The organism is Nostoc sphaeroides (assembly GCF_003443655.1).
GTDB lineage: Bacteria > Cyanobacteriota > Cyanobacteriia > Cyanobacteriales > Nostocaceae > Nostoc > Nostoc sphaeroides.
Genome location: NZ_CP031941.1, coordinates 4,171,925 through 4,196,359, shown reverse-complemented (window position 1 = coordinate 4,196,359; position 24,435 = coordinate 4,171,925). Strand labels below are relative to the sequence as shown.

19 protein-coding genes and 1 pseudogene are annotated in these 24,435 nt (G+C 41.3%); 13 read left to right on the top strand and 7 right to left on the bottom strand.

Annotated elements, in window-relative coordinates; all coding sequences use genetic code 11:
- The first annotated feature begins 60 nt into the window (after nucleotides 1–60).
- Both D1367_RS18735 and D1367_RS18730 read left to right on the top strand, forming a co-directional pair.
- Complete coding sequence (locus tag D1367_RS18735; RefSeq protein ID WP_118167729.1) at nucleotides 61–1,227, top strand: glycosyltransferase family 4 protein; 1,167 nt, start codon at nucleotides 61–63, stop codon at nucleotides 1,225–1,227.
- 75 nt (nucleotides 1,228–1,302) lie between these two features.
- Complete coding sequence (locus D1367_RS18730) at nucleotides 1,303–2,463, top strand: glycosyltransferase family 4 protein (protein ID WP_118167728.1); 1,161 nt, start codon at nucleotides 1,303–1,305, stop codon at nucleotides 2,461–2,463.
- Between the two features lie 91 nt (nucleotides 2,464–2,554).
- Here the strand turns inward: D1367_RS18730 and D1367_RS18725 are convergent, their stop codons facing one another.
- Nucleotides 2,555–2,824, bottom strand: a complete 270-nt coding sequence (locus D1367_RS18725) for a hypothetical protein (RefSeq protein ID WP_069069307.1) — start codon at nucleotides 2,822–2,824, stop codon at nucleotides 2,555–2,557.
- 591 nt (nucleotides 2,825–3,415) lie between these two features.
- Between D1367_RS18725 and D1367_RS18720 the strand changes: the two genes are divergently transcribed.
- On the top strand, nucleotides 3,416–4,714 hold the full coding sequence (locus D1367_RS18720; protein WP_118167727.1) for a cation:proton antiporter: 1,299 nt from the start codon (nucleotides 3,416–3,418) through the stop codon (nucleotides 4,712–4,714).
- Nucleotides 4,715–4,971: 257 nt separating this feature from the next.
- Here D1367_RS18720 and D1367_RS18715 read toward each other — a convergent pair whose 3' ends face one another.
- From D1367_RS18715 to D1367_RS18700, 4 genes are all read right to left on the bottom strand, one after another.
- On the bottom strand, nucleotides 4,972–5,361 hold the full coding sequence (locus tag D1367_RS18715; RefSeq protein ID WP_118167726.1) for a hypothetical protein: 390 nt from the start codon (nucleotides 5,359–5,361) through the stop codon (nucleotides 4,972–4,974).
- A 382-nt stretch (nucleotides 5,362–5,743) separates the two neighbouring features.
- A complete protein-coding gene (locus D1367_RS18710) occupies nucleotides 5,744–6,850 on the bottom strand; it encodes a saccharopine dehydrogenase family protein (protein WP_118167725.1) in 1,107 nt (368 codons plus the stop codon).
- A 363-nt stretch (nucleotides 6,851–7,213) separates the two neighbouring features.
- On the bottom strand, nucleotides 7,214–8,728 hold the full coding sequence (crtD, locus tag D1367_RS18705; RefSeq protein WP_118167724.1) for a C-3',4' desaturase CrtD: 1,515 nt from the start codon (nucleotides 8,726–8,728) through the stop codon (nucleotides 7,214–7,216).
- Between the two features lie 441 nt (nucleotides 8,729–9,169).
- Nucleotides 9,170–11,302 (bottom strand): pentapeptide repeat-containing protein, encoded by a 2,133-nt coding sequence (locus D1367_RS18700; protein ID WP_118167723.1) that lies wholly within the window; start codon nucleotides 11,300–11,302, stop codon nucleotides 9,170–9,172.
- Between the two features lie 280 nt (nucleotides 11,303–11,582).
- Here D1367_RS18700 and D1367_RS18695 point away from each other — a divergent pair, with 280 nt between their 5' ends.
- The 5 genes from D1367_RS18695 (at nucleotide 11,583) to D1367_RS18670 (ending at nucleotide 18,642) form a co-directional block, all read left to right on the top strand.
- Nucleotides 11,583–12,209, top strand: a complete 627-nt coding sequence (locus D1367_RS18695) for a chloramphenicol phosphotransferase CPT family protein (protein ID WP_118167722.1) — start codon at nucleotides 11,583–11,585, stop codon at nucleotides 12,207–12,209.
- Nucleotides 12,210–12,272: 63 nt separating this feature from the next.
- Nucleotides 12,273–12,500 carry a hypothetical protein gene (locus tag D1367_RS18690; protein ID WP_118167721.1) on the top strand — a complete coding sequence of 76 codons (228 nt, stop codon included), beginning with the start codon at nucleotides 12,273–12,275 and terminating at the stop codon, nucleotides 12,498–12,500.
- Between the two features lie 477 nt (nucleotides 12,501–12,977).
- Nucleotides 12,978–13,451 (top strand): DUF29 domain-containing protein, encoded by a 474-nt coding sequence (locus tag D1367_RS18685; RefSeq protein WP_118167720.1) that lies wholly within the window; start codon nucleotides 12,978–12,980, stop codon nucleotides 13,449–13,451.
- Between the two features lie 261 nt (nucleotides 13,452–13,712).
- Entirely contained in the window at nucleotides 13,713–15,500 is a 1,788-nt protein-coding gene (aspS, locus tag D1367_RS18680; RefSeq protein WP_118167719.1) for an aspartate--tRNA ligase, read from the top strand.
- Nucleotides 15,501–16,143: 643 nt separating this feature from the next.
- Complete coding sequence (locus tag D1367_RS18670; RefSeq protein WP_118167718.1) at nucleotides 16,144–18,642, top strand: CPBP family glutamic-type intramembrane protease; 2,499 nt, start codon at nucleotides 16,144–16,146, stop codon at nucleotides 18,640–18,642.
- Nucleotides 18,643–18,969: 327 nt separating this feature from the next.
- Here D1367_RS18670 and pirA read toward each other — a convergent pair whose 3' ends face one another.
- Nucleotides 18,970–19,125, bottom strand: a complete 156-nt coding sequence (gene pirA, locus D1367_RS30980; protein WP_181984880.1) for an arginine synthesis PII-interacting regulator PirA — start codon at nucleotides 19,123–19,125, stop codon at nucleotides 18,970–18,972.
- Nucleotides 19,126–19,236: 111 nt separating this feature from the next.
- Between pirA and D1367_RS18665 the strand changes: the two genes are divergently transcribed.
- From D1367_RS18665 to D1367_RS18655, 3 genes are all read left to right on the top strand, one after another.
- A complete protein-coding gene (locus D1367_RS18665; RefSeq protein ID WP_118167717.1) occupies nucleotides 19,237–20,085 on the top strand; it encodes an SAM hydrolase/SAM-dependent halogenase family protein in 849 nt (282 codons plus the stop codon).
- Nucleotides 20,086–20,176: 91 nt separating this feature from the next.
- Nucleotides 20,177–20,404 carry a type II toxin-antitoxin system HicA family toxin gene (locus D1367_RS18660; protein ID WP_118167716.1) on the top strand — a complete coding sequence of 76 codons (228 nt, stop codon included), beginning with the start codon at nucleotides 20,177–20,179 and terminating at the stop codon, nucleotides 20,402–20,404.
- Nucleotides 20,405–20,407: 3 nt separating this feature from the next.
- Nucleotides 20,408–20,638 carry a type II toxin-antitoxin system HicB family antitoxin gene (locus tag D1367_RS18655; RefSeq protein ID WP_118167715.1) on the top strand — a complete coding sequence of 77 codons (231 nt, stop codon included), beginning with the start codon at nucleotides 20,408–20,410 and terminating at the stop codon, nucleotides 20,636–20,638.
- 155 nt (nucleotides 20,639–20,793) lie between these two features.
- Here the strand turns inward: D1367_RS18655 and D1367_RS18650 are convergent.
- Nucleotides 20,794–22,396: pseudogene (locus tag D1367_RS18650) on the bottom strand (peptide ligase PGM1-related protein).
- Between the two features lie 673 nt (nucleotides 22,397–23,069).
- Here D1367_RS18650 and D1367_RS18645 point away from each other — a divergent pair.
- Both D1367_RS18645 and D1367_RS18640 read left to right on the top strand, forming a co-directional pair.
- The gene (locus tag D1367_RS18645; RefSeq protein ID WP_118167714.1) at nucleotides 23,070–23,951 is read left to right on the top strand and encodes an SDR family oxidoreductase; all 882 of its coding nucleotides are present in this window, start codon (nucleotides 23,070–23,072) and stop codon (nucleotides 23,949–23,951) included.
- Nucleotides 23,952–24,168: 217 nt separating this feature from the next.
- Nucleotides 24,169–24,426, top strand: a complete 258-nt coding sequence (locus D1367_RS18640) for a hypothetical protein (protein WP_118167713.1) — start codon at nucleotides 24,169–24,171, stop codon at nucleotides 24,424–24,426.
- Nucleotides 24,427–24,435 lie beyond the last annotated feature (9 nt).

The window sequence follows — 24,435 nt, the reverse complement described above, 5'->3', positions numbered from 1 at the left end:
TTAAATTGACACAAATGATAGATGTGCCCCTGTTTTAATACATTTATAGGAGATATATCGGTGAAAAATAAACCAGAAAATTTTGCATCATCTGCATCTATTCTCACCCTTGGATTAGGCTGGTTTCCCAAAAATCCTGGAGGATTAGAAAGGTATATTTATGAACTAACTCATAAATTAGCTGCAAATAAAGACCAGGTTGAATTATGCGGAGTCGGTTTACCAGAAGCTGAAATAAATTCGCCGATTAAGTTGACTAACTTAGCGAGTCCCGACAGTGCTATTTGGCAAAGATTATGGTCGATTCGCAGTAATTTTCAGAAAACAAGAACAAGCAAACCAGATGCTATTAATTTGCACTTTGCATTATATAGCTTTCCTCTTTTAGATATTTTACCAAAGGGAGTACCAGTTACTTTTAACTTTCATGGCCCTTGGGCTTCTGAGAGTCAGCAAGAAGTGGTTAATAAAAACCTTAGCCTTTTAATCAAGCACTGGCTAATAGAACAAAACACTTATAATCGCTGCGATCGCTTCATTGTTTTGAGCAAAGCATTTGGTAAAATTCTACATGATAAATATCAAGTACCGTGGAGCAAAATTAATATTATTCCTGGTGGAGTTGATATTAACTGGTTTGGGCCAAATTTATCACCCCAAGAGGCTTGTACAAAGCTAGGCTGGCCAACTAATCGCCGGATCATATTTACATCACGCCGCTTAGTGCATCGAACCGGAGTTGACAAATTATTACAAGCACTGGCTATAATTAAGCCCAGAATACCAGATGTTTGGCTAGCGATCGCAGGTCGTGGTCACATCCAAGCTGCACTACAAAAACAGGCTACAGAATTAGGACTAGACGACAACGTTAAATTTTTAGGTTTTCTACCTGATGAGCAATTACCTATAGCTTATCAAGCTGCTGAATTAACTGTTATGCCTAGTCAATCTTTTGAAGGATTCGGATTAGTAATAATCGAGTCTCTAGCCTGTGGTACTCCTGTTTTATGTACCCCAGTTGGAGGAATGCCAGAAATTTTATCAGGATTTTCACCCGATTTAATTACTACTTCAACAGAAGCCTCAGCCATTGCTGAAAAATTAGAGCAAGTGCTTTTAAAAAATATCCCCATACCTTCACGAGAAGCCTGTCGCCAGTACGCTACCACAAACTACGACTGGAATCAAATCGCCCAACAAGTACGGAATGTTCTATTAAATTAAACTAGAGACGCAAAAATTGCTTTGTAGAGACGCGATTTATCGCGTCTGAATCTTATTGTATTATAAGGAAGTTTTATGAGAATTTTTTTCCTAGACCAAAGTGGTAAACCAGGCGGCGCAGAATTGTGTTTAATAGATATTGCTAAACCTTATGGCCTTGGCAATGCCAGCCGTAGGCATCGCGCTTTGGTAGGTTTATTTGCAGATGGGTCATTTAAAGATATACTACAGCAAAATAATATCCCAGTAGAAGTTCTTGCAACTCAAGCAATCGAAGTTCGCAAAGAAAGCAGTTTAGTGCAAGGATTAAAAAGTTTGGCACAACTTGCGCCTTTGATTACTAAGGTAGTTAAAATAGCGCGTGAATACGATTTAATTTATGCCAACACTCAAAAAGCATTAGTTGTCGGAGCATTGGCAAGTTTTTTCAGTCGTCGCCCTCTAGTTTATCATTTACATGATATCCTTTCCACAGAACATTTTAGCCAAACTAATCTTCGTATTGCTATTAACTTAGCTAATCGTTTTGCATCATTAGTAATTGCTAATTCTCAAGCTAGTCAAACAGCCTTTATACAAGCGGGAGGACGCACAGACATCATCGAAGTTGTTTATAACGGCTTTGAACCAAAAAAATATCAAACTGATCAGTCTGACATTAATCAATTACAGCAACAATTAGGATTGCAAGGAAAATTTGTAGTCGGACACTTTAGCCGTCTTGCACCTTGGAAAGGGCAGCATATTTTAATTGATGCCCTTGCCAAATGTCCGCCAGAAGTGACAGCGATTTTAGTGGGTGATGCACTATTTGGCGAACAAGATTACGTCCAACAGTTACACCAACAAGTTGCTGAACTGGGATTAGAAAACCGCGTCAATTTTTTAGGATTTCGTTCTGATATTCCTCAGTTAATGGCAGCTTGTGACTTGGTAGCACATACCTCTACTTCCCCAGAACCTTTTGGCAGAGTTATTGTTGAGGCGATGCTGTGTGGAAAACCTGTAGTTGCAGCAAAAGCCGGAGGTGTAATGGAATTAGTAGAACATGGACTTAATGGTTTTCTAGTGACACCAGGAGAACCCCAAGAACTTGCACAAGTAATTATCACCTGTCTTCAAGAGACGGAAATAACTGCAACTATAGCTAATAATGCCCGGACTACTGCTAGTGGGCGTTTTGATGTTGCAATTATTAATCAGCAAATTGCCCAACTGCTGTCCCAAAGATTCTAGTAGTCTCATTAATTTTGATGAGTTCGTAGTAAGCACTTAAGTGCTTAAAAATCCCGGACTAAAGTCCTTACTACAAACCCTTCTTAGCTCATCAAGCCGCTTCCCGCAGTTGTGGTTGTGACGGCACACTCACCTCTGGAAATGAAAGCGAGAGTTGTTCGGCTTGAGGGACTGCGGCTTGCTGCAAAACTTGAACTTCGATATTCACGCTCACTAAATAACTGCCTGTATCAGCACCAACCGCTTCAGCAATTAATTTGGCAATGTCTGGGCGTTTGGCAGTCAACGGATCACGTAAAATACACCGATCCCATTCATGCTTGGCAGTCGGATTGAGGTTGAGAATGTAATGCTTCATCATCGAACTAACCCTTGAATCCATCTTCCAGAAGGTTTTCACACAGCCGTTATATATTTGGCTAGGCTTTGTGAACGCTATCTATATTATAGTATATTTGTACTAAAATTGGCGATATCTGAGTGAGAAAGTAGGGAATATAGACCATTGGTAGGAGCATACAGGTGTGTATTCTGACAATTCATGTCTGTAGAGAAGCTAACGATTAACCTAACCCCCTAGCCTCCTTTCCGACGCTCTAAGGGGGTAGGCTCCAGTGTACACACAAGCCTTGCCCCGGCTGGCCATATCTTTATTAATAAATCTCGTACTGCGTTTCTATCCTGCCTCGGAATGAATTCCGAGTCTCATAGCCCAAGTCCACAAAGCGTGGACTGAATTGATTATTTAGTCCACGCTTTGTGGACTTTAGCTATCAGCCCTGAACTTTAGTTCTGGGCGGGATGTGGGTGAATATGACAGTTTCACTCTGACAAAAATGTGGGTAGAGGATTAATCTCCAATTCCAGAAAATCTGCCCATAGGTAATTTCTAATACCAAGCTATTACAACTATCCTTACAAAGGAACCCGTAATTTCTATATAAATAGCTATATGGTAGATATCTATATTATTGACCTATTTGTGATTGGTATACTTCTGTTGGTGGTCACATTAGGGTCAGGTTGGATTGCTCGTTTACCTCTTTCTTTTGCCCTTATCTATCTCCTAGTTGGTATTTTGCTAGGCCCTTATGCCTTTGGGCTGATTCAATTACGTCGAGATGAAGTTTTTAACGCCGAACTGCTAGAAAAAATAACAGAACTTGTAGTAATTATTTCTGTGTTTAGTTGCGGCTTAAAAATTGTTCGCCCTATAAGATTGGGGACTTGGGATATTACGGCGCGATTGATTGGATTTCTAATGCCAATTTCAATTTTTGCTCTGGCTGTTGTGGGTAAATTGTTTTTAGGGATGAATTGGGGAGAAGCGATTTTATTAGGAGCAATTCTTGCACCTACCGATCCAGTATTAGCATCAGAAGTACAACTGACCGATATAAACGACCAAGATGAGTTGAGATTTGGTTTAACTTCTGAAGGTGGGCTAAATGATGCTTTAGCTTTTCCCTTCGTTTATTTTGCCCTTCATGCATTAAAAGATGATAACTGGGATAACTGGTTTAAACAGTGGATTGCGGTTGATTTAATTTGGGCGATCGCAGCTGGTATTGTTATGGGAATTGTTGTTGCAAAATCTATAGTTTGGATTGAAGAAAGAATTCAAAAACGCCGTCGTGCCGATGAGTTAATGGAAGATTTTATTGCTATCAGCACAATTCTAATAACTTATTCTTTAACAGAAATGGTTAATGGCTATGGATTTTTGGCAGTATTTGTTGCTGGTTTAGTTGTCCAACGCAGTTACAGAAACCATGAAAAAGCGCTAGCACAGTTGGAATTTGTTGAGCAAGTTGAAAAACTGCTGGAAGTTGGAACAATTTTACTATTGGGATCAATATTATTATTCAAGCCAATGCTCAACTATGCTATGCAATCTTTATTAGTGATAGTTTTATTATTTTTCATAATCCGACCTGTAGGAGTTTGGATTAGCACAATAGGCAAACGTCCTGTAGAATCGCACCGCCGAACCTTTCATCCAGGAACTAGATGGTTGATGGGATGGTTTGGTATTCGTGGTGTCGGCTCTTTATATTATCTCGCCTATGCCTTTGGTAATGGCTTAAAAGGTGAAGCTGCCGAACAAATTGCTTGGATAACTTACACTACTATTGTCGCTTCTGTAATTATACATGGCATCAGTTCAACTCCATTAATGAAATGGTATGAGCGCAATATTGCTAATAAGATAAAGGCTAATACTCCTACCACAATAGATGAATTTGAGTAAAAGCAATTTTTGTTTTTGTAGGGTGTATACCAAAGGCTAACGCACGAATAGCACTAAGATAAGCCCAAAGTCTTCGTTCCCTTGTTCCCAGCCTCCAGGCTGGGAACAAATTCTAAGAGGCTCTGCCTCTCATCAAGTCACTGGAGGCGGAGCCTCCCAGAAGCGGTTCCAAGCCTGGAGGCTTGGAACCAGTCAGGGCAAACCAGTCAGGGCAAACCAGTCAGGGCAAGGACTGTGTTTTTAGGTCTATATTTACTCTATTTCCCTGTCACCTTTTCAATAACTTCTTTCGCTTTTTCACCAAACGTTTCTGGGGGATTTTGTTCTTGTTCAGCCTTCAAATTCCTTTCGTAAGTTTTCTCTATAGTAGTAAGGTTTTTTGAATCTTTTATTGCTTGCTCATAAGCTTCTTGTCGTTCTTCTTCTTGAACGCCAACACCAGGGTCAAATTCGTTAGCACGATTAATTTTTTCTTCAGAATTTGGTTTAGACTCTGGCGGTATTAGCTTTAATTCTTCAAGAGTAGTTGCATAACTAGCTTGCTGAACGAAAATGAAAGAACCTGACAAGCTAATGAAAATAATTAAACCAACGACCAAAAAGCTTGAACGTAATGCTTGTTTTAAAGTTAATAGAATTTTTTGCACAAAAAAATGCTCCTCTTTTTATTTTATGAGCCGTGGTGATGTATAAATATATTCAAGATTTCAGGCTCACAGGCATCCTAAATGTTTAGGTACAGTTTTTCCTTCTATCGCAAGGTATATTAATTTTCACCTATAGTAAGGGCGTACAGATGTCATACGTGTCAACTTAAGCTAAAAGTAGCAAAACTTTCAGCTTCCTCACCCGCCTCGAACTAAAGTTCAAGGCTCATAGCTAAAGTCTACTAAAGTAGACTAAAGATTTTTAGGAATATTTAGTCTACTTCAGTAGACTTTAGCTAAAAGCCAAGGAACTGAAGTTCCTTGCGGGACATGACTTTTACGTTAAGTTGACACCTAGTGTATTTAACCCAAGCCTATTAACCTATAACCAACTGTGATTAATTTTAATTCCTCGGCTTTGCATTACTTCTTCAAATAAATCTGTTGGTAGCGCTTCTTCTACAGCAAAAACACCTGGTTTCTTCAGTTTACCTTCTAGCAATAACTGAGCAATACTACCTGTACCGCAACCAGAAGCCACGGCTGTATTTTCATGCACAACAGTTGAACAATAAACGGCGGTTTCACCATCTTTTTGCCCTGTAACTTCTGAACGAACTGCTACACCAATCCCACTAAAATTATTAGTGACATCTGTCATTGAATGGCTGACATGAGACAGAAATTCAATCATGTAACGACGCTGCATTAACCACTTGGGAAAAATATGTGCCGCAATCCAAGTTAGATGATTGTAAAAATCGGGAACAGAGCCAAACTTTGTAATTACAGTTTTTACTGATGGGAAAGCTTTGGGCAGTGTAAAGGTTTCTGGCATATCAAACCAGTAAACTCCGGTGCGTCTATAAGGCGGTGGAAAATCAACTAATTCTCTTTCACTATAAGGCTTAATTATCTCCCATTTTCCATCTATCCAAGTCTCAAAGGGATACTGCAACCCCAGAAAAGTTGTCCGCATCACTGTAATGCCAGCACCGCCAGAACCGGAAACTAAATAACTTAAATGGATCTTTTCTGGTTTATCAAATTGTTCAACACCTTGACGCACCATGCTGTTAGAAATACCAGGAAAAATACCAGTATTAATAATTGCCGTTACACCAGCAGCAGCAGCTTGTTCACTAAAATTGAGGGCTTTGCTGGTATAAGAACGATGGTCACTGACATCTACATAATTAACGCCTTGAGCAATACAGGTTTCAAGAACATTAGTATCTCGATAGTGAAATGGGCCAGCACAGTGGATGACTAAGTTAGAGTTTGCGATCGCATCTTGCAATTTGTCAACTTCTGCCAAGTCCAATACCAAAAACTGTACTTGTCCTCCTGAAGACAAGCTAACAGCCTTGCCAAACTCCGCAGAACGTCCAGTAATCGTAATTTGAGCCTGCGTATGAGTAGCGAGATCCTGAGCAACACTGCTACCAATCCGCCCCCGTCCACCAAGAATTAAAACTCTGTCTGTCATTACTCCAGATTCGCAATACTAACCTTATTTCATCAGTTTTGCGTCCTGTTTGCCATCGGTTATAAGTATGATTTATAGCATTTAATAAAATTTCTGCTCTATCTAACGGTACTTAAAATAATTCGTAATTCGTAATTCGTAATACCTCGACTTCGCTCGGCACAAGTTCGTAATTAAGTTTTGTGATAGCGAGTCTTCGAGCGTCCGAGGATTTAGACCCCGACCCAAAACTTGCGCGATTTTGAACCGGGGGATTTAAACCCACGATACTCGGTTAAATAAGTTCGTAGTCAGGACTTTAGTCCTTATTTTCTAAGCACTAAAGTGCTTACTACAAACCTTCAAAAATAACTTGACTTTGTACTACATTTGCGCTTCAATTTGTCTGACTACCGTCAGCGCCGAATAACTCACCCCAGCAGTACCTTCACCGGGATGGGTGGAATCACCAACTAACCACAAATTCTGGATGGGTGTACGATTGGCGAACCCAAAGGGGCCAAAGGTAGGAATTCTTTGACCAATACCGCCAACTATACCGCGATCGCGTCTAGTAAAATGAGCAAAGGTGCGCGGTGTTGCGGCTTCTTGATGAATAATCGTTTCTGGTTTGAGATAAAAGTATTGGGCAAGACGTGCGATCGCTTCTTGGGTAAACTTTTCTTTTAGTCCTTCATAATCTTCAGTCTGCCACCACTGTGCAGGATCGACAAATGAGGAAGCAATAATTGTCGCTTTCCCTTCCGGTGCGCGACCATCTCCAGGATGACTGACGGAAACAAATAGGGAATTATTCTCACCAATGGGGCCATTGACATCGTACAAAAATTGTAGATGGGGAGGACATTCAGGCGGAATCGCGCTAGCATCTACACCTAAATACACCACAAACGCGCCCGATGCTTGGGGCAGTTTTTCCACCCGGTTTTTATATCCAGATGGCGCTTGTTCTCCCAATAACTGCACCAAGTTTTGCACGGTGACATTGCTAACTATGTGGTCGGTGGCTTCTGTCCAGACTTCGCCAGTTTTCTGATTTCTAATTACAACAGCAGTAGCTTTGCCGTTTTCTACTTTGATTTCTTCTACAGTGTGGCGCATCAACAATTTGCCGCCATCTCTTTCTAAGGATTGTACCAGGCGATCGCTTAATACTTGCATACTTCCCTGGAGGTGAAACAATCCTTGGGGCAGTTGGGATACACTCAACGCTGTTGCAGCATAAAGTAATGCTGTCTCATCTGCATTAACTTGGGAATACAACTTCAGTTGCAAATCCAAAAAAGTTCTCAGTCGTTGGTCATTTCCCAACCCACATAATCGTAATGCATCTCCTACCGTAAACAAAGTGAAGGGGACGGTAATTAATGTACTGGGACGCACCGCTTGCGCTAGTTGCCACAAATCCCATAAATTACGTGGTGGTAGCACCGGGTCGCGTCCTTGAAATTCCCAACTGGCATTAAATAAAGTTGCCATCAATTGCCAAAACGGTTCGCTACCGGGGAACTGTTTTTGTCGTTCCTCTTGCCATTTCTCTTGGTCGCGCCAGACATTAATCGGTGTGCTTTCCCCAGGTAAATATACCGCACAAGCAGGGTCACAAGGCGTTGCTTGCGGTAAATCTATTTCTAATTCTGAGAAAATGCGGTGGTGAATTCCCCCTGGTTCCAACCCCGCCACCTGAGTTGCGCCTACATCAAAGGTAAATCCCTGGCGTTTAAACGTCGAAGCACAGCCTCCTGGTACAAGGGCTTGATCCAAAATTAAGACGCTGTAACCTCTATGAGCTAATAATGCTCCAGCAGTCAGTCCACCTATTCCTGCACCAATAACGACGACATGAGAGTTACTTTTGTCAAGAGAAATGCTGGACATTGATTAGTTTCTTTAAAATTCTTAATACTTTTACTTATAATTTTACCTTAATCACTAAGTTGAATGGGGTGTGATTTCTGAGTTGATACAATACAGACCTAACCCCCAACCCCTTCCCTACGTTCGCGCAGCGTCTCGAAGAGAGGGAAGGGGAGCAAGATTCAAAGCCGAATGGCACTAAGAAAAGATACAGCCCTTGCTCTGACTGGTTCCCAGCCTCTAGGCTGGGAACCTATTCTGGGAGGCTCCGCCTCCAGTAGCTTGACAAGAGGCAGAGCCTCTTTAAATACATTCCCAGCCTCCAGGCTGGGAACGAGACGACACAAGCTTTTGGGCTTTTCTTAGTGCCATTCGATTCAAAGCCTCTCTCCTCTTAGGAGAGAGGTTTGGAGAGAGGTCAAAGAAGCGCTATATTATCCCGCGATTTGAACCACGGGCAGATCATCCTAAACCCAAAAAAGTTGAAATCAACGGCAATAGATTGCTGCAATCTTCAACCAACTTTGTAGCACTGGGTAAACTAGCGATCGTCCCTTTTAAAATCTTTATAGCCGTTTTCGCCGCCTTTTGCATTGCCCCTTCTTGAGGATTTTTCCCGGCTTCTGCTAAGGCTTTTACCTGTTCTAACGCCTCAGCTTTATCTTCTGGCGCTAAATTTGTATCAGCCTCGATCGCTGCTTGCAATTGCGTCAATAATTCCTTAATTCCCAGTTTATCAGGTTCGGGAGATGCCGCTAACTCGTTGATAGTATTTGTTACCGTACCACTAATATCACCCAAATTCAAAGCTTGTCCACTTGCATTAAAATCTCTGCCAACACTGCCAATTTCAATTTTGCGGCTGGCATCATTGCTGTTAGTCATATTTTTATTCTCTACTTTGTTGTCAACTTGAACATTAATCGACTTATTCGCTAATAATTTGACAATCTCTGCCATCTCTCCACTTGTTTGGCGATAAATGACTATCTGCTCATCTTTAGCTTGTAATTGTGCTTTATATTTTTCTTCTACAGCTTGCAGTGCCAGTTGATAATTTTGCGTAAAATCGCTATGAATCTTTTCTTTATCAGCACCATCAGGTACACCGACTTTAACGACAACAACCCCGTCACCTTTATTTTCAATACTCTGTAGAGCTAATTCTGTCCCTTCATTTTGGTTTTGTACTGTTTGGAAAGCATTAACAAAAGCTCTCCAGTCTATGCCATCGCGGAAAATTAAATCGACAGTATTTAAGACTTCTTCAAACAGCTTGCTAAATTCTCCTGGTTGAAATTCGCCACTACTGGGACGGCGTTCGCGGTCATCTGTTTCAGACTTGGGGTTTTCGAGAAGATAGATAAAGCGACAATCTACATTATCTAATTTGGTTGTACTTTCAATATTCCACGCTTCCACACAAGCACCTGTCATTTGAGCGCTAGTGAAGTTAGTACCTACAGCTTGAGCTAGAGTAAGATTTGCCCGTTCTAAACAAGCGCCTTGGAAGGTGGCTTCTGTAATATCAGCATCTTTTAGATTCGCTTCTTTTAAATCTGCACCGATCAGATTTGCACCTTTTAATTTAGCATCAGCATAAGATTTTCCTCTACCATTGCCAGTTACTAGCAAATTGAGAACACCTCGGTTAGCTAATATTGAGTTGTCTACTCTAGCAAAGTCTAATTTTTTAGCTTCATAAAAACGAGTGCGTGTGAGGTTGGACTTTCTCAAATCTGTATTTTTAAGAGTTGCACCAGTAAAATCAGCATCAGTTAAATCAGCATTACAAAAACTTGTACCACCTGTGGCTGCAAAAGCGATCGCAATACTGAAAATGAAAGCTTGATTTTCATCTCCACGTACTGCTTCCCAAGAAATCCAAGCAGACACTACTGCCACTAGCACTGCCACTAGCACTGCCAGTAACCCTCCCATTCTCTCCGCTAATAGCACCGCCACTGTTCCCGCTAATACCACTACTACTGTTCCTGCCATTACCACTGCGGTTATTGCTGCCACTTTCCCTGCAACTGCGTCCACAATTACCCCTGCTACCGCTCCAAACACTACTGCTGTTGCTACCGCTGTCACAATTCCAGCTATAATTGCAAAGACTGAGCCATCTGCAGAGACTTTGCCATCTGAGTTATTAATTCCTGCTATTACTACTACAGCTGCTAACAATAGTGGTGTTACTCCAGCAGCCACTACCAAAACCTTAGAAGCTGCTACTAAACCCTGGCGGATGCTAAAAATCAAAAAAATTGCCAACACTATTAAGCTGATCACAGCGGCAAAGTCAGCAAAATCATTGCCATCCCTGCTATTAGATAAAGTAACCCCTACCAAAGCACCACTCGCTGCTGAGATAAATCCTGATACTAGCAATAGCAATAATGAAACTATCACTAAAATAATTTTCCAACGCTTTTGTAGCCCAGCCATAACACCTGTGAAGTCAGCATCTTTAAGAATTGCGTTGGTGAAATTTGCTCCTCTAATATCCGCCTTGCTAAAGTTTGCCCCAGTCAGGTTTTGACCTTTAAAAGAGCGACCTTGGAGATTTTGACCTGAGTAGTTTGGCGGCATAGTTTGTAATTCGTAATTCGTAATTCGTAATTCAGAAAGTCAGAAAGTCAGATTAAATCTGGGTTTGGGGGTTTGAATCTGGTGACGGATTTTAGAGAATTGGTATTACTGAGATTTTATACAAGTTTGCTGTGCAATATTTCGGATTTTGGCAAAATAAGGAAAAATCTCTACCTCAGCCAATGCCTCATGGCTGAGGTAGAAGCTATTTTCAATTGCCGATTCAAGGTTTTAGCCTTAACGTGGAACTGCTAACTACTATATATATTGAGGAGCGATCATGGGGCAGACACAGGAGCTAGGACAGATTATCATCCTGAATGGTGCCCCGCGATCGGGAAAGTCGAGCATTGCCGCAGTTATCCAGGAGACATTTGATGGTCTGTGGATGAACTTGGGTGTCGATAGGTTTATGCAAATGACTCCTGCACGATACCTGCCTGGGATTGGTCTGCGACCAGGGGGAGAACGCCAGGACATCGAACCCCTTGTCCCCATTCTGTACAGCGCCATGTATGAGTCCATCGCCGCCCACAGCCGCTTGGGTCTGAATGTCGTGGTTGATGTTGGACACCATGACGCCTACGCAATCCCGCGAGGCATTCTGGCCGATAGTGCGCGGCGTTTGAACGGTTTGCCGGTCTTGTTCGTAGGCGTTCGTTGCCCGATTGAGATCATTATGGAACGGCGACAAAAGACGGGGGGAAAAGTGGGAAGTACAGCCTACTCGTTAATGCCACATCCGGTTGAGTTATGGCAACGTGAAGTCCACATCCCTGGTATCTATGATTTTGAAGTCGATACCTCGTTGTTAAGCCCAGGTGCGTGTGCCGAGATTATACGCCAGCACCTTGCAGATATTCCAGCGCCGTCGGCATTCCAACGACTTGCTGCACACCATACTTAAGCTGTAGTTATCAATATTGCAACTGTAGCGGTCTTCGGTTTCACGGGAGCGGTTCCCAAACTTATGGGAGCAGTTGCCGAACTTATAGGAGCGGTTCGTAAACTTACGGGAGTGGTTCCCGAACTTACGGGAGCGATTCCCGAACTTACGGGAGCGGTTCCCGAACTTACGGGAGCGGTTCCCAAACTTATGGGAGCGGTTCCCAAACTTACGGGAGCGGTTCCCAAACTTACGGGAGCGGTTCCCGAACTTATGGGAACGGTTCCACAAGTTACAGAAGAGTTAAATTAAAGATATGCTTTTCTAGGCGAAACAAAGTATGCGCTATAGCGGTTCCCATTCAGATGAGGTACAAAATTATATCGCAAGGTGTAGGGGCACGGCACATTGGTGTCAACTTAAGCTAAAACCCTTTTCAAATCTCGTTTCTTTCCAGTCTCCAACTGGAAATGCTATTCTATTGGGCTGCTGCCGCAAGTCTTGAGGCGGCAGCCCCAATGAGAGGCATTCCCAGTCGGAGACTGGGAACGAGATAATCTGTTAAGAGCTTTCTTGCTTACTGGTTTTTACGTTAAGTTGACACCTATGGGCATTGCGCCTTGCCCCTACGGGTGTACCTCACGTAAACAAGAACTACTATAGGACTAATATTTGATTTCTGAAAAAGCTCGGGTTCTACTCGAAAAGCCTAATTCCCTACTCCCCACTCCCCACTCCCCACTCCCCGCCTACGTAGATAATTTCAAAAATCAAATACGATTCCTATATATGAACAATCAACTGTACGAACGAGATTTTAATCTGTGGCGAGAAAGCCTTATTGAGCAGATTAAAGAACATCGTTTTAATGATATAGATTGGGAGCATTTGCTTATAGAATTAGAAGACATGGGAAAGTCAGAAAAACGGTCATTTATTAGTAATTTAACAATCTTGATTGCTCATTTACTCAAGTTAACCGTTCAATCTGATGCTCCTGAGATGATGAAAGGAAGCTGGTATAGTTCTGTTACAGAACATCGTTTTCGAGTAAAAAAGGATTTAGAAGAAAATCCTTCTTTTAAAAACTATATTACTGAAGTTATTTCTCAAGCCTATGCTGATGCTCGCAAACTGGCAATCAAAGAAAGTAAAAAAGCTAAATTAGGAGTGAGAATACCAACGGACGCAGAATATCCTCTCGATTGCCCTTTTCTGATAGAACAATTATTAGATGAAGATTTTTATGGAGACAGCGATTAACAGTTATTAGTTGTGTTCCATAGTTAATTTACACAAAAGACTATTGTAAAAACGGAAACATTATATTACGGAAAAATGTTGGTGCCAGGACAGATCGCGTCTTCTTTGAGCTTTTGCGTCTCACCCACTGCCCCAATCGACCTTTGCCAAATTGGCGTGAGATTATTGTATGTTTATTACTACAATTACTATTGATGCTAGATAATGGGAAAGCTTTGACATTTGCTTGCCAATCTAGCCCGGAAACAATAACTAAGACTTATGCGAACTCACTATTGCGGCGAACTCCGAAAAGAACATATTGGAGAAACTGTTACCTTTTACGGATGGATAGACCGTCGCCGCGATCACGGTGGTGTGATATTTTTAGATTTACGCGATCGCTCTGGAATAGTCCAAATCGTCAGCGATCCGCAACGCACCCCAGATTCTTACGAGCAGGCGAACGCCCTGCGAAATGAATATGTTGTCGAAATCACTGGTAGGGTAACACAGCGTCCCGAAGAATCGTTGAATACCCGCATCCCAACAGGCGAGGTGGAAATCTACGCCGATAAAATTGAACTCCTGAATGCTGTTCGCAAACAGTTACCTTTCCAAGTTTCTGTAGCTGACACCGAGACAGTGCGGGAAGACTTGCGGCTGAAATATCGCTATTTGGATTTGCGACGGGAACGCATGGCGCAAAATTTGCAACTGCGTCATCAAATTGTCAAAGCCATGCGTCGTTATCTCGAAGATTTGGAAGGTTTTATCGAAGTCGAAACCCCAATACTTACCCGTTCTACCCCAGAAGGGGCGCGGGATTATGTTCTACCCAGTCGCGTCAATCCTGGTGAGTGGTATGCTTTGCCGCAATCACCCCAGTTATTTAAACAATTGCTGATGGTATCCGGCTTAGATAGATATTATCAGATTGCGCGTTGCTTTCGTGACGAAGATTTACGCGCTGACAGACAACCGGAATTCACTCAGTTGGACATGGAAATGAGCTTCATGTCCCAAGAAGAAATTATTGAACTGAATGAAAACTTAGTTTGTCATATCTTCAAAACAGTTAAAGGCATTGAGTTACAGCGCCCTTTCCCCCGTCTGACTTACGCTGAGGGGATGGAACGCTACGGGAGTGATAAACCAGATACCCGCTATGGTTTGGAATTAGTTGATGTCTCAGATATTGTCAAAGACTCTGGTTTCAAAGTCTTTCGGGATACTGTTACAAATGGTGGTATCGTCAAAATCTTGCCCATTCCTAACGGTAACGATGTAATTTCTAATGTCCGTATTAAACCAGGTGGTGATTTATTCAAAGAAGCCAGCGAAGCCGGCGCTAGAGGTTTAGCTTATATCCGTGTCAGAGATGATGGCGAAATTGACACCATTGGCGCGATAAAAGATAACCTCAGCGAGGAACAAAAACAAGAAATTTTACGCCGTACAGGTGCTTCTTCTGGACATTTGTTGTTGTTTGGGGCAGGGGAAGCTGCTACAGTTAATAAAACATTAGATAGATTACGGCAAGCGATCGCTAGAGAATTTAACTTAATTGATCCAGAAAAAATCAACTTACTCTGGATTACAGATTTCCCCATGTTCGAGTGGAATGCTGACGAAAAACGTCTAGAAGCACTCCACCACCCATTCACAGCACCACATCCTGATGATTTGAGCGACTTAAAGACTGCACGCGCTCAAGCTTACGACTTAGTACTCAACGGCGTAGAAGTTGGCGGCGGAAGTCTGCGGATTTATCAGCGAGAAATTCAACAGCAAGTGTTTGAAGCGATCGGTTTATCTCCTGAAGAAGCACAAAGTAAATTTGGCTTTCTCTTAGAAGCATTTGAATATGGTACACCACCGCATGGTGGCATTGCCTACGGTTTAGATCGTTTGGTAATGTTGCTAGCTGGCGAAGAATCCATTCGAGATGTAATTGCTTTTCCGAAGACACAACAAGCACGTTGTTTGTTAACAGATGCACCTTCGAGTGTAGATGCTAAACAGTTGAAAGAATTGCACGTTGCTTCAACTTATAAACCAAAGTCTTAGTGAACTAGAGAATTGTCTAATACCAATTCTCTCTCAATTTGTACTAAATAATTCGGCGTTGCTGAATCGAGGTATGAATTTGGATCTAGAGACGTAAAATTTTACGTCTCTACAAAGATTTTCACTTCCTTCTCTTTCTTTGCGTGCTTTGCGTGCTTTGCGGTTCGTTAAAAAAAATCACTTTGACAAAGAGTAAAGCCTTAACTGAATCGTATTGGCTCATAGCGTTGGCATACTTAAATGCTGTCAACAACGCCACTTTGTTGCACGCGATCGCATCAATTGAGTGGTAACAAGCACAGATCACTCGATAACCCGCAACTTGGGTTATTATTTACAAGGGTTTCATCACTTTGGCAAAACTTAGGCTAATGAAGCAGCGATGGCGCAAGCGCCCGCCTTCGGCATCGCAAACTGAGAGTTGCAGATTATTCTGATTCCCGACCTTAAAACTATTAGTTTTCTAAACCCCTTGCCAGGCAAGTATTTCAGCTTTTCTTAGTGCCATTCGGATCGGTTTCTTCGTATTCCACAGGTAAGGCGACCCAGGTTTGAATGCCATGAATGGTAGCTTCATTTTGACGCCGCCCACACGACTGGCTCCCCTACGTATCTTTTCAGAAATAAAACCGGATTCCTATATATGATTTGGCGTGGATTGAGTTTAAAAATCAGGCTAGTGTTTACGATATTTTTACTCCTAGTATTTATAGCAGTAATCATGGTGCAGGAACTTTCTGCAAGAGAACCCCAGCTAGTACCAAAAGAAAGCAATTACGCGATACATACTCGACAAAATTTTAATCAATCTAGTTTTTATCCAGTTGCACAAATTCCATCTGCCAAACTTTACAAACCTATTGGTGACTGGGTAGGAAGATTAATACTACCAACAAAACAGCAATTACAAGATGGTTTAGATTGGGTATGGATCGAAGTGCAATATGCACCACCGACATCACAAAATTTGCTAGGAAAGATTGTGCGTCTAGAGTGGAAAAAGAATGAAGATTTGCTTGCTAAAGTTAAAGCTGTAACGCGAGATATAAATTTCACTTCAGAAGTAATTAAAAGTCAAAACCAAGGTAATATTCATCCTTTTCGACTAAATGGAGTTCATCAAGTAGGGATTTTACGCTCCTTGGCTGGTGCAAATCCTCATGATGATGCAATTGTTGCTTTAGATGCAAATACAATCATCAATGCAGATGGAGAAAAATCTATTTTGCAAATTGAACGTGAACCTGTTTTAGCGACTGGTAGATTTTATGGATTAGTAAAAATAATTAACCCGGTTACATCTAATTTCTTATCTACAAAAGATAAGCAGGATAGCGATTATTTTTCTGTCCAGCACTATAACCCTAACTCAAATAAATTTGATGGCATTCAAGAAACTATTCGTATTCCCCAACAAGTAATAGATACGCGAGACTTTGCGCCTTCAAGTCCGCAGCAAATCGAAAAATCACCTGCGGGTGAAGATGGTTGGTATATTTATGGTGCTAAAGATGCAAATGCTGTATTTACAGTAAGCGCCCTTGCACCTCGTTCTCTATTTCAAATTCAACCCCGTCAAATCATTACTGGGAAAGAATTAGGGCTAAATTATATCAAAGAGGTAAATTGGCAAAATACTGATAAAAATAAAGGTAAATTAAATACTGCCTTGTTAAAACCTGTAGAAACATCTATATCAAAATGGCAACAGGGCGATAAAGCGATTGTACTACACTTATTCGGTGGAATTGGCGGACGTAAAGCTGAAGCGATCGCAGTACCTTATACTATTACCGGACATTTTGCTTTTGGAATCGCAGAAGTTGTCCGCGACGAGTTTACTAACGAATTACGTTTTGAGACTAAATACCATCAAATTTATGCCCATAACCCTGATGGAATTATTGCCGGAACGCATACATGGGCTGATTCTATGGGGAATTTGCAACGTGGCTGGCTGGCAACACGTCCAGTATCAGATATTCTGATTAAATTCGATCCTGTAACGCAAGATTATGATTTTGATGGTATTAAACTTTCGCTTTTAAAGCAATTCCAGCAACAATTACAGGTAACAATGGCACGTTATCGCGTTGGCGATGGTACTGGGGGGGCAATGGTATCACCTGGTACATCATGCGTCCAAGACTCAAGCCAAGCACTTTATGCTGCGATAATGGCAATTAAAAACCAAGTTGCTAAAACTCCTCAAATTCAAACTTGGGTACGCGCAAACCCTAATCATCCACAAGCATTACGCTTTCAGCAGCTAGTTGAATTAGGTAAATCTTTAGAACAACAATTAGCACCCTTGGGGATAATTCGTGCTGATTGGCAGAGTCAAGCAGGTATACTCGCAGGTACGGGAATCGGAAAAACGACGAAACCATTTCAAGACGGTAGTATTTGGGCTGGTTTGACAACATGGCGAACAATAATGCCACGACAAGTACACGACGACCTCGCCACAATATTTTTCAAACATGGTGCAACTATGCAAGTATTGCGAACCAATCAAGTAGGTGGTTGGCAATCCGATATTATACCCATTGCACCAACATTTTTTTTAGGACAATTTAAGATACCCTTTACTAATATTTCACCACTTTCAGTTATTTTAAATCGTGTTCTAGCGTCGTTAGCAATTCCTACACAACAAGATTGGTTAGTTCTTGTTTTACTGCTGATAGTTTATAGTATTATTGCCATACCTTATGGCTGGAAAACCGGATTTTTACAGATAAACATTTGGTCTGCAAATTGGATTGAAAAATGCTTATTAACGTTACGTTGTTTGTTTACACCTGCGATTATTGAAGAACTCTTTTTTCGAGTTATTTTGCTTCCTCATCCTAGCGAAATCACCAATTGGTTAAAATGGAGTTTATGGGCAGTAGTGAGTTTAGTCTTGTTTATTTTATATCATCCATTGAATGCTAAACTATTTTTTAAAGCTGCAATTCCCACATTTTTTAATCATGTTTTTCTTACTTTAACTTCATTGTTGGGAATTATCTGTACTGTTGCATATACCTTAACAGGATCTTTGTGGGTGATAATTTTAATTCACTGGGTAGTAGTAGTAGTTTGGTTAATTGTTTTTGGAGGAATCACAAAATTAGATAAAAATCAGAAAGCTTAGAGCCGATTTCTAAACTAAAAATAAAATTATTGTAGGGTGTGTTAGGTGCATATTTAGATATTATTTGCCACAAAAATATGACAATCGCGCCTAATGCACCCTAAATTTACGTGAATTATATCATGTTAGCTTGATTGCTTATTAAACCCGAAGAACCCCACCCCCGCCAAAGCTATGCTTTGTCTCCCCTCCCCGCAAGCGGGGAGGGGTTGGGGGTGGGGTTCTTTTCTTATGGGTAATTTAGCGGACATAATATGATTTGTCTAAAAACAAAAAAAACCCGCCGTAGCGGGTTACACAACAAACTAAGAACGTTGAAAACTTGATTTAGCCCGAATACCTCATCTCAGCTTCCAGTTGACGAATCAGCTGTTCGTCGCCCTTTGCTCTGGCTACTTGCAAGCGATGCTCTAGGCTTTTTTGAATATTCTCTCTGTGAGCTTCTTGCGCTTTTCTGGCACTTTGTAGTCTACTTTGATTCATAGTGATTACCTTCTTTAATTTTTCGTTTTATGTCTTCTCTTCTTAACATAACATAAGTTTTGTAGCTGTTGCTACAGAAATTTCTAACTTAATGTAGATTTAAGCAAAAATATGCCTAAGAAGCAGATAGGTGAACAACGACTCCTAACTTTACTGAGCGATTTCGGCGATCGCGATGTTTATGTAGGCATAATGAAGGGTGTGATAGCCCAAATCAACCCCAGACTGACGGTGGTAGACTTAACGCACCAAATTCCGCCGCAAGACATAGCCGCAGCCAGATTTTCTTTGATGAATGCTTATCGCTATTTCCCAGTTGGGACAGTGCATGTGGCAGTAGTAGATCCGGGTGTGGGAAGCAAGCGACGAGCGATCGCTGTAGAATTTGCTCAAGGGTTTCTCGTCGGGCCAGATAATGGTATATTTAGCGGCGTACTTAGTCAAAGTCTGGCGATGTCTACGACGGTCACTGAGCGCAGCCGAAGTGCGGGCTACGCCTACGCAGCCGTTGAACTTACAAATCTTAACTATTGGCGAACTCCTCAACCAAGTAAGACTTTTCACGGTAGAGATATTTTTGCCCCAGTGGGAGCTAATCTTGCTAGTGGTGTCTCTCTTAAAGAGCTAGGACAAGAAATTGATCCAGCAAGTTTAGTAAAACTGGATATAGGCGAGTGCCAGCAAACAACCACTGGTGTAGTGGGTTGCATTCAATATATTGACAACTTTGGCAACTTAGTGAGCAACATTGCAGGGAGTTACGTACAAGGCAAAACTTGGAGTGTGCAAGCCGCTGGGTTAAGTATACCAGGCTGTGAAACTTACAGTGATGTCAAAGTGGGAGAGATCATAGCAATAGTAGGCAGTCACGGCTGGGTAGAAATTGCCATTAATAGCGGCAATGCTCACTCCAAGTTGCAGTTAAATTTGCAAGAAACCCTTCAAGTTGTACTAAGTTAAATACTGCATCTGGTGAGTGCCACATCAAAAGAAACATCAAAAGCGATCGCTGAACTTATAGTAAGCTTGAACTGGTAAACTGTGAAAACCAATGCCTAAGAAAATTAGAGAACTCAAGGCAATGGTAGCGAAAGCTGGATACATTCTTCAGCCAGGTCGAGGAAAAGGAAGTCATACCTATTGGAAACATCCGTTGCTACCTGAAGAACCTCTCACCATTCCAGGGAAGGACGGAGATGATGCTCCGCTATATTTAGAGAAGAACATTCAACGGGTACTCAAAAGCTTAGAAGACTTTGAAAACGACGAAGGTGAATAATAGATGAGCTATCACTACAGCATGGTGATTCAATGGTCAGAGGACGATCAACTCTTCCTAGTACATTTGCCTGAGTTCCCCTGGCAGGAGTTTCATACACATGGCAAAACCTACGAAGAAGCCGCTAAAAATGGGCAAGAAGTAATTGAGGCGTTTGTTGAGATGCTTCAAGAAGAGGGTAAGCCATTACCAGAACCCAGGATGCTTCCTACACGACCATTACAGGTTGCTTAGTCAATTGTCAAATATACAATCTGTCTATTAGACATAAGAGTAAAAATGACGTAGGCACAATTCATGAATTGTACCTACCAAAGATTTATGGCAACGCATAATTAATTTGACCAGATGTTTAGTGGCGATCGCTATCGACACTTAGGCGGGATAGTTCAGCTATATTCATCCCAAGCCACGGGAAAGGAATAATCTGAAATCGCCGATAAATCACGATTTTCGCTGCGAGTTTCTTCATCCAGAACTTTCACGACTTTGTTATAAATATCTTGTGCTTGTTGGGGGGAATCACCGATACTGGTTAATCCCAACTTGCCAAACTGCGAAAGGCAACCCATCAGATGAAACACTGTGCCCGTTTCTGTACCACTGTCAAAATGCAGTCTGTGATGAGCAATAATATCCATCAAATCATTAGGTAATAATCCTTGATAGCGCTCTTTTTGCAAATTATCAGTGGCAATATAATATTTTGGACGACCTTGCTGACTATAAAATAAACCTGTAGAAAGGTCATAGCGACCGTTCGTTAATAATTTCAAGGTCATGAATGGATGAGTTGTACCACCTTTACGCAGGTTAATTTCAATTGCCTGAATATCCCACTCACCGTTACCATTGTCAACGGCGATAAAATCTACACCAAATCGCTCTAAAGTGCCTTTTTCTGCTAACTTTCTGCCAACTTGTAGCCCCAATTGCTGTAATTGTAATCGATATCTTTCATCAGCCGGAAAGCTACAACCAAGATAAATCTGACCGTCTGGGCCTCCGAGAATTTGGTCGTGGGTTGAAAGGATTTCCACTTTGCCCTGAGGTGTAATCCTTCCTTGAACACTGGGCGAATCGCTTAATTTCCCCTTCCACAAATGCTTCGACAATTGCCCCCAACTCAGGGATTCTTCCCGAAAAATTGTCCCAAGTCTCTTTTTTTGCTTGAAAGCGCATTGTTAAGAAGCGATCGCTAATTGCTGCTACCCTTTCGGCATGAGTCCCTTTACTTGGTGCTAGATTCTCAATCGGTCTAAAATCTAACAGTGCATTCCCTTCTCCAGAAATACCTTCGTTGAGTTTTACCACTACCCGTTTTAATGTCGGTTGTCGTTCCCACAAATCGCTGGTAGCTTCTGCTAAATCTGTGTGGTTCCAAATTTTTTCGCTACCATCTGGATGCGGTACTCCACTTTCGGTGAAGATTTTCCGACTGCCACTTTTTGTCCCCCAAATCTGTAAATCTGGTGCAGCAGCATACAGAGGTACACCCAATTTTACAGACAATTCGCCTTCCCAGTGCGAAGAGTTGTAGCAGATCATAAATGATTTATCTAGCCTCAAAGCTTGATGAATCCGCTTTAGCAGGCGGGGGCGTTCTAAAATCTTTTGACTCAGGGGTTTAAGCGAAGAATCGTAAGTAGAAAGTAGCAGCAAACGGTTGCGAGCATGAGAAAAGGGAATTCCTGGCAACAGTTGCAAGTAATAATCAATGATACTAGGATGCAACGGTACTGATGTTACATAAACCAACCGAGTTCGGGGATTCTGCAACCGAATTAAGGAAAATAGTAATCTTTCTTCATAATGTTCGCAACCTTCGATCTTTTGGAGTTCGCGCTGGTCGAGACTCAGGGAGGGAATAATTAAAATATCCGCTTCATTATTATCAAATGACTCGCTCGTTTTCCAGCGATCGCTCAGGGTTAATTGTAAGTGGTGAAACTTTTCAACCTGTTCTGACTCAGAAATATTTAGTATTGCCATAACCCCTACCCTCTAATAATCTCAATGTAGCGTACCACGCAGGCTTTTGGGCTATTATGCAAACTAGTCGTCAGATACCTTTTAGTCTGCAATAACGCAACTATGCAGATATCAGCCTAAATAAATATTAACATTAACAAAAATTGATGGTATGAAAGTAAGTATTTTTGCAACCACGAAGTGAGAAAGTATAAATCTTGATATTCAAATAGATCAATTATTTAGGCACAATAAATGATTATAGACTAATTTAGTAACTCTCATTATTTAATTTGTTTTACGTCTTAAGGTTGAGCAAATTTAAGTTTGTTTTACCTCTATGGAGCGATAAAGTATAGCAAAATAATAGTTAACTTAAAAGCAGATAAAAAGAAGAAATGCTTCCTCGCATGAAAATTGTATCCTTGTTTTTGGTGGTTAGATGAATAGCGTGTGTCAAGTGTGAGGATAAATAATGTCAGTCGCGTACAATTGCAAGTCCCTAAGTACGTGTGGAAAGTATCTGTGGTATAAACGCCTAAAATTGCAAATGGCTAGTGGGAGCCAAAGCAAAAAATAAACCTTGGGTTGAAGTTTCGATCCAAGGTTTACTTTTGAAATGGGAACTAGAGACTGGAAATGGCTTTTCCCAACATTCAGTTACATTCAATATTAAATTACCGAGACAAAATCTATGGCTAAATCAAAAGAGCAAAAAGAGAAAAAAGAGCAAAAACTACAACCGCCACAGCAACAAGAAACACCAGGTGTTGAATCAGAAATGACACCAAAACCTCAAGCTGATGATGCCCAATATCGGGGTAGTGGCAAGTTAAAAGATAAAGTAGCATTGATTACGGGTGCAGATAGTGGTATTGGTCGTGCAGTAGCGATCGCATTTGCTAAAGAAGGTGCAGATGTGGCGATTCTTTACCTCAATGAACACGATGATGCTAAAGAAACAAAACATTTGGTAGAAAAACAAGGGCGTCGTGCAGTAACGATTGCAGGTGATATTGGCGATGAAACTTTTTGTCAGCAAGCTATTCAACAAACAGTTGGGGAATTTGGCAAACTGGATATTCTCATCAACAACGCCGCCGAACAACATCCGAAAGAAAGTATCGAAGAAATCACCGAAGAACAACTAGAGCGAACTTTCCGCACTAATATATTCTCAATGTTTTTTATGACTAAGGCTGCACTCAAGCATTTACAAGCAGGCAGTTCTATCGTCAATACTACATCGGTAACAGCTTATAAAGGTAGTCCACAGCTACTAGATTATTCTTCTACAAAAGGTGCGATCGTTGCTTTTACTCGCTCCTTATCAAAAAATTTGGTATCAAAAGGAATTCGCGTTAATGCTGTCGCACCGGGGCCAATTTGGACACCTTTAATTCCCTCAACTTTTCCCGAAGAGAAAGTTGAAAATTTTGGTAAACAAGTACCAATGGAACGAGCCGGACAACCAGAAGAAGTTGCTCCTAGCTATGTATATTTAGCCTCTGATGATGCTTCTTATGTCTCTGGACAAGTGTTACATGTCAATGGTGGAGATGTTGTCAATGGTTAAGTGAAAAATTTAGTCATTGGTCATTAGTCATTGGTCATTGATACAGAGTTTTTGGTACTTGCCTCGCCCCTTGTGGGCGTGGTATGTCTTAAACAAATGACAAATGACAAATGACAAATCAATCTACCCTCACGCTCTTCCATTAGAGGGATGAGTAAATGTGAGAATATTGATAGTCTATCTAGCAGCAAACATTTAAGAAATAATAACTACGTCTATGGCATCTCCTACACCACTGCATGGCACGGAATTAGTAGATTGTGCTAGAGCAAATGCCAAAGAAGGAATTGAAACTGCTGCTTATCAATGTGGCTATGGTCAAGACCTCAACAAATTTGCACGAGAACTGAGACAAGCTTGTGAAGAAATGAATTTACAAGTAAAAGAACTTAGTGGATTGATTACTGACCAAGACATGATACTGCAATTGGGTACTGGCGAAATTGTTGCTCCAGATACGGAATCAGAATTGTAAAAGTTAGTC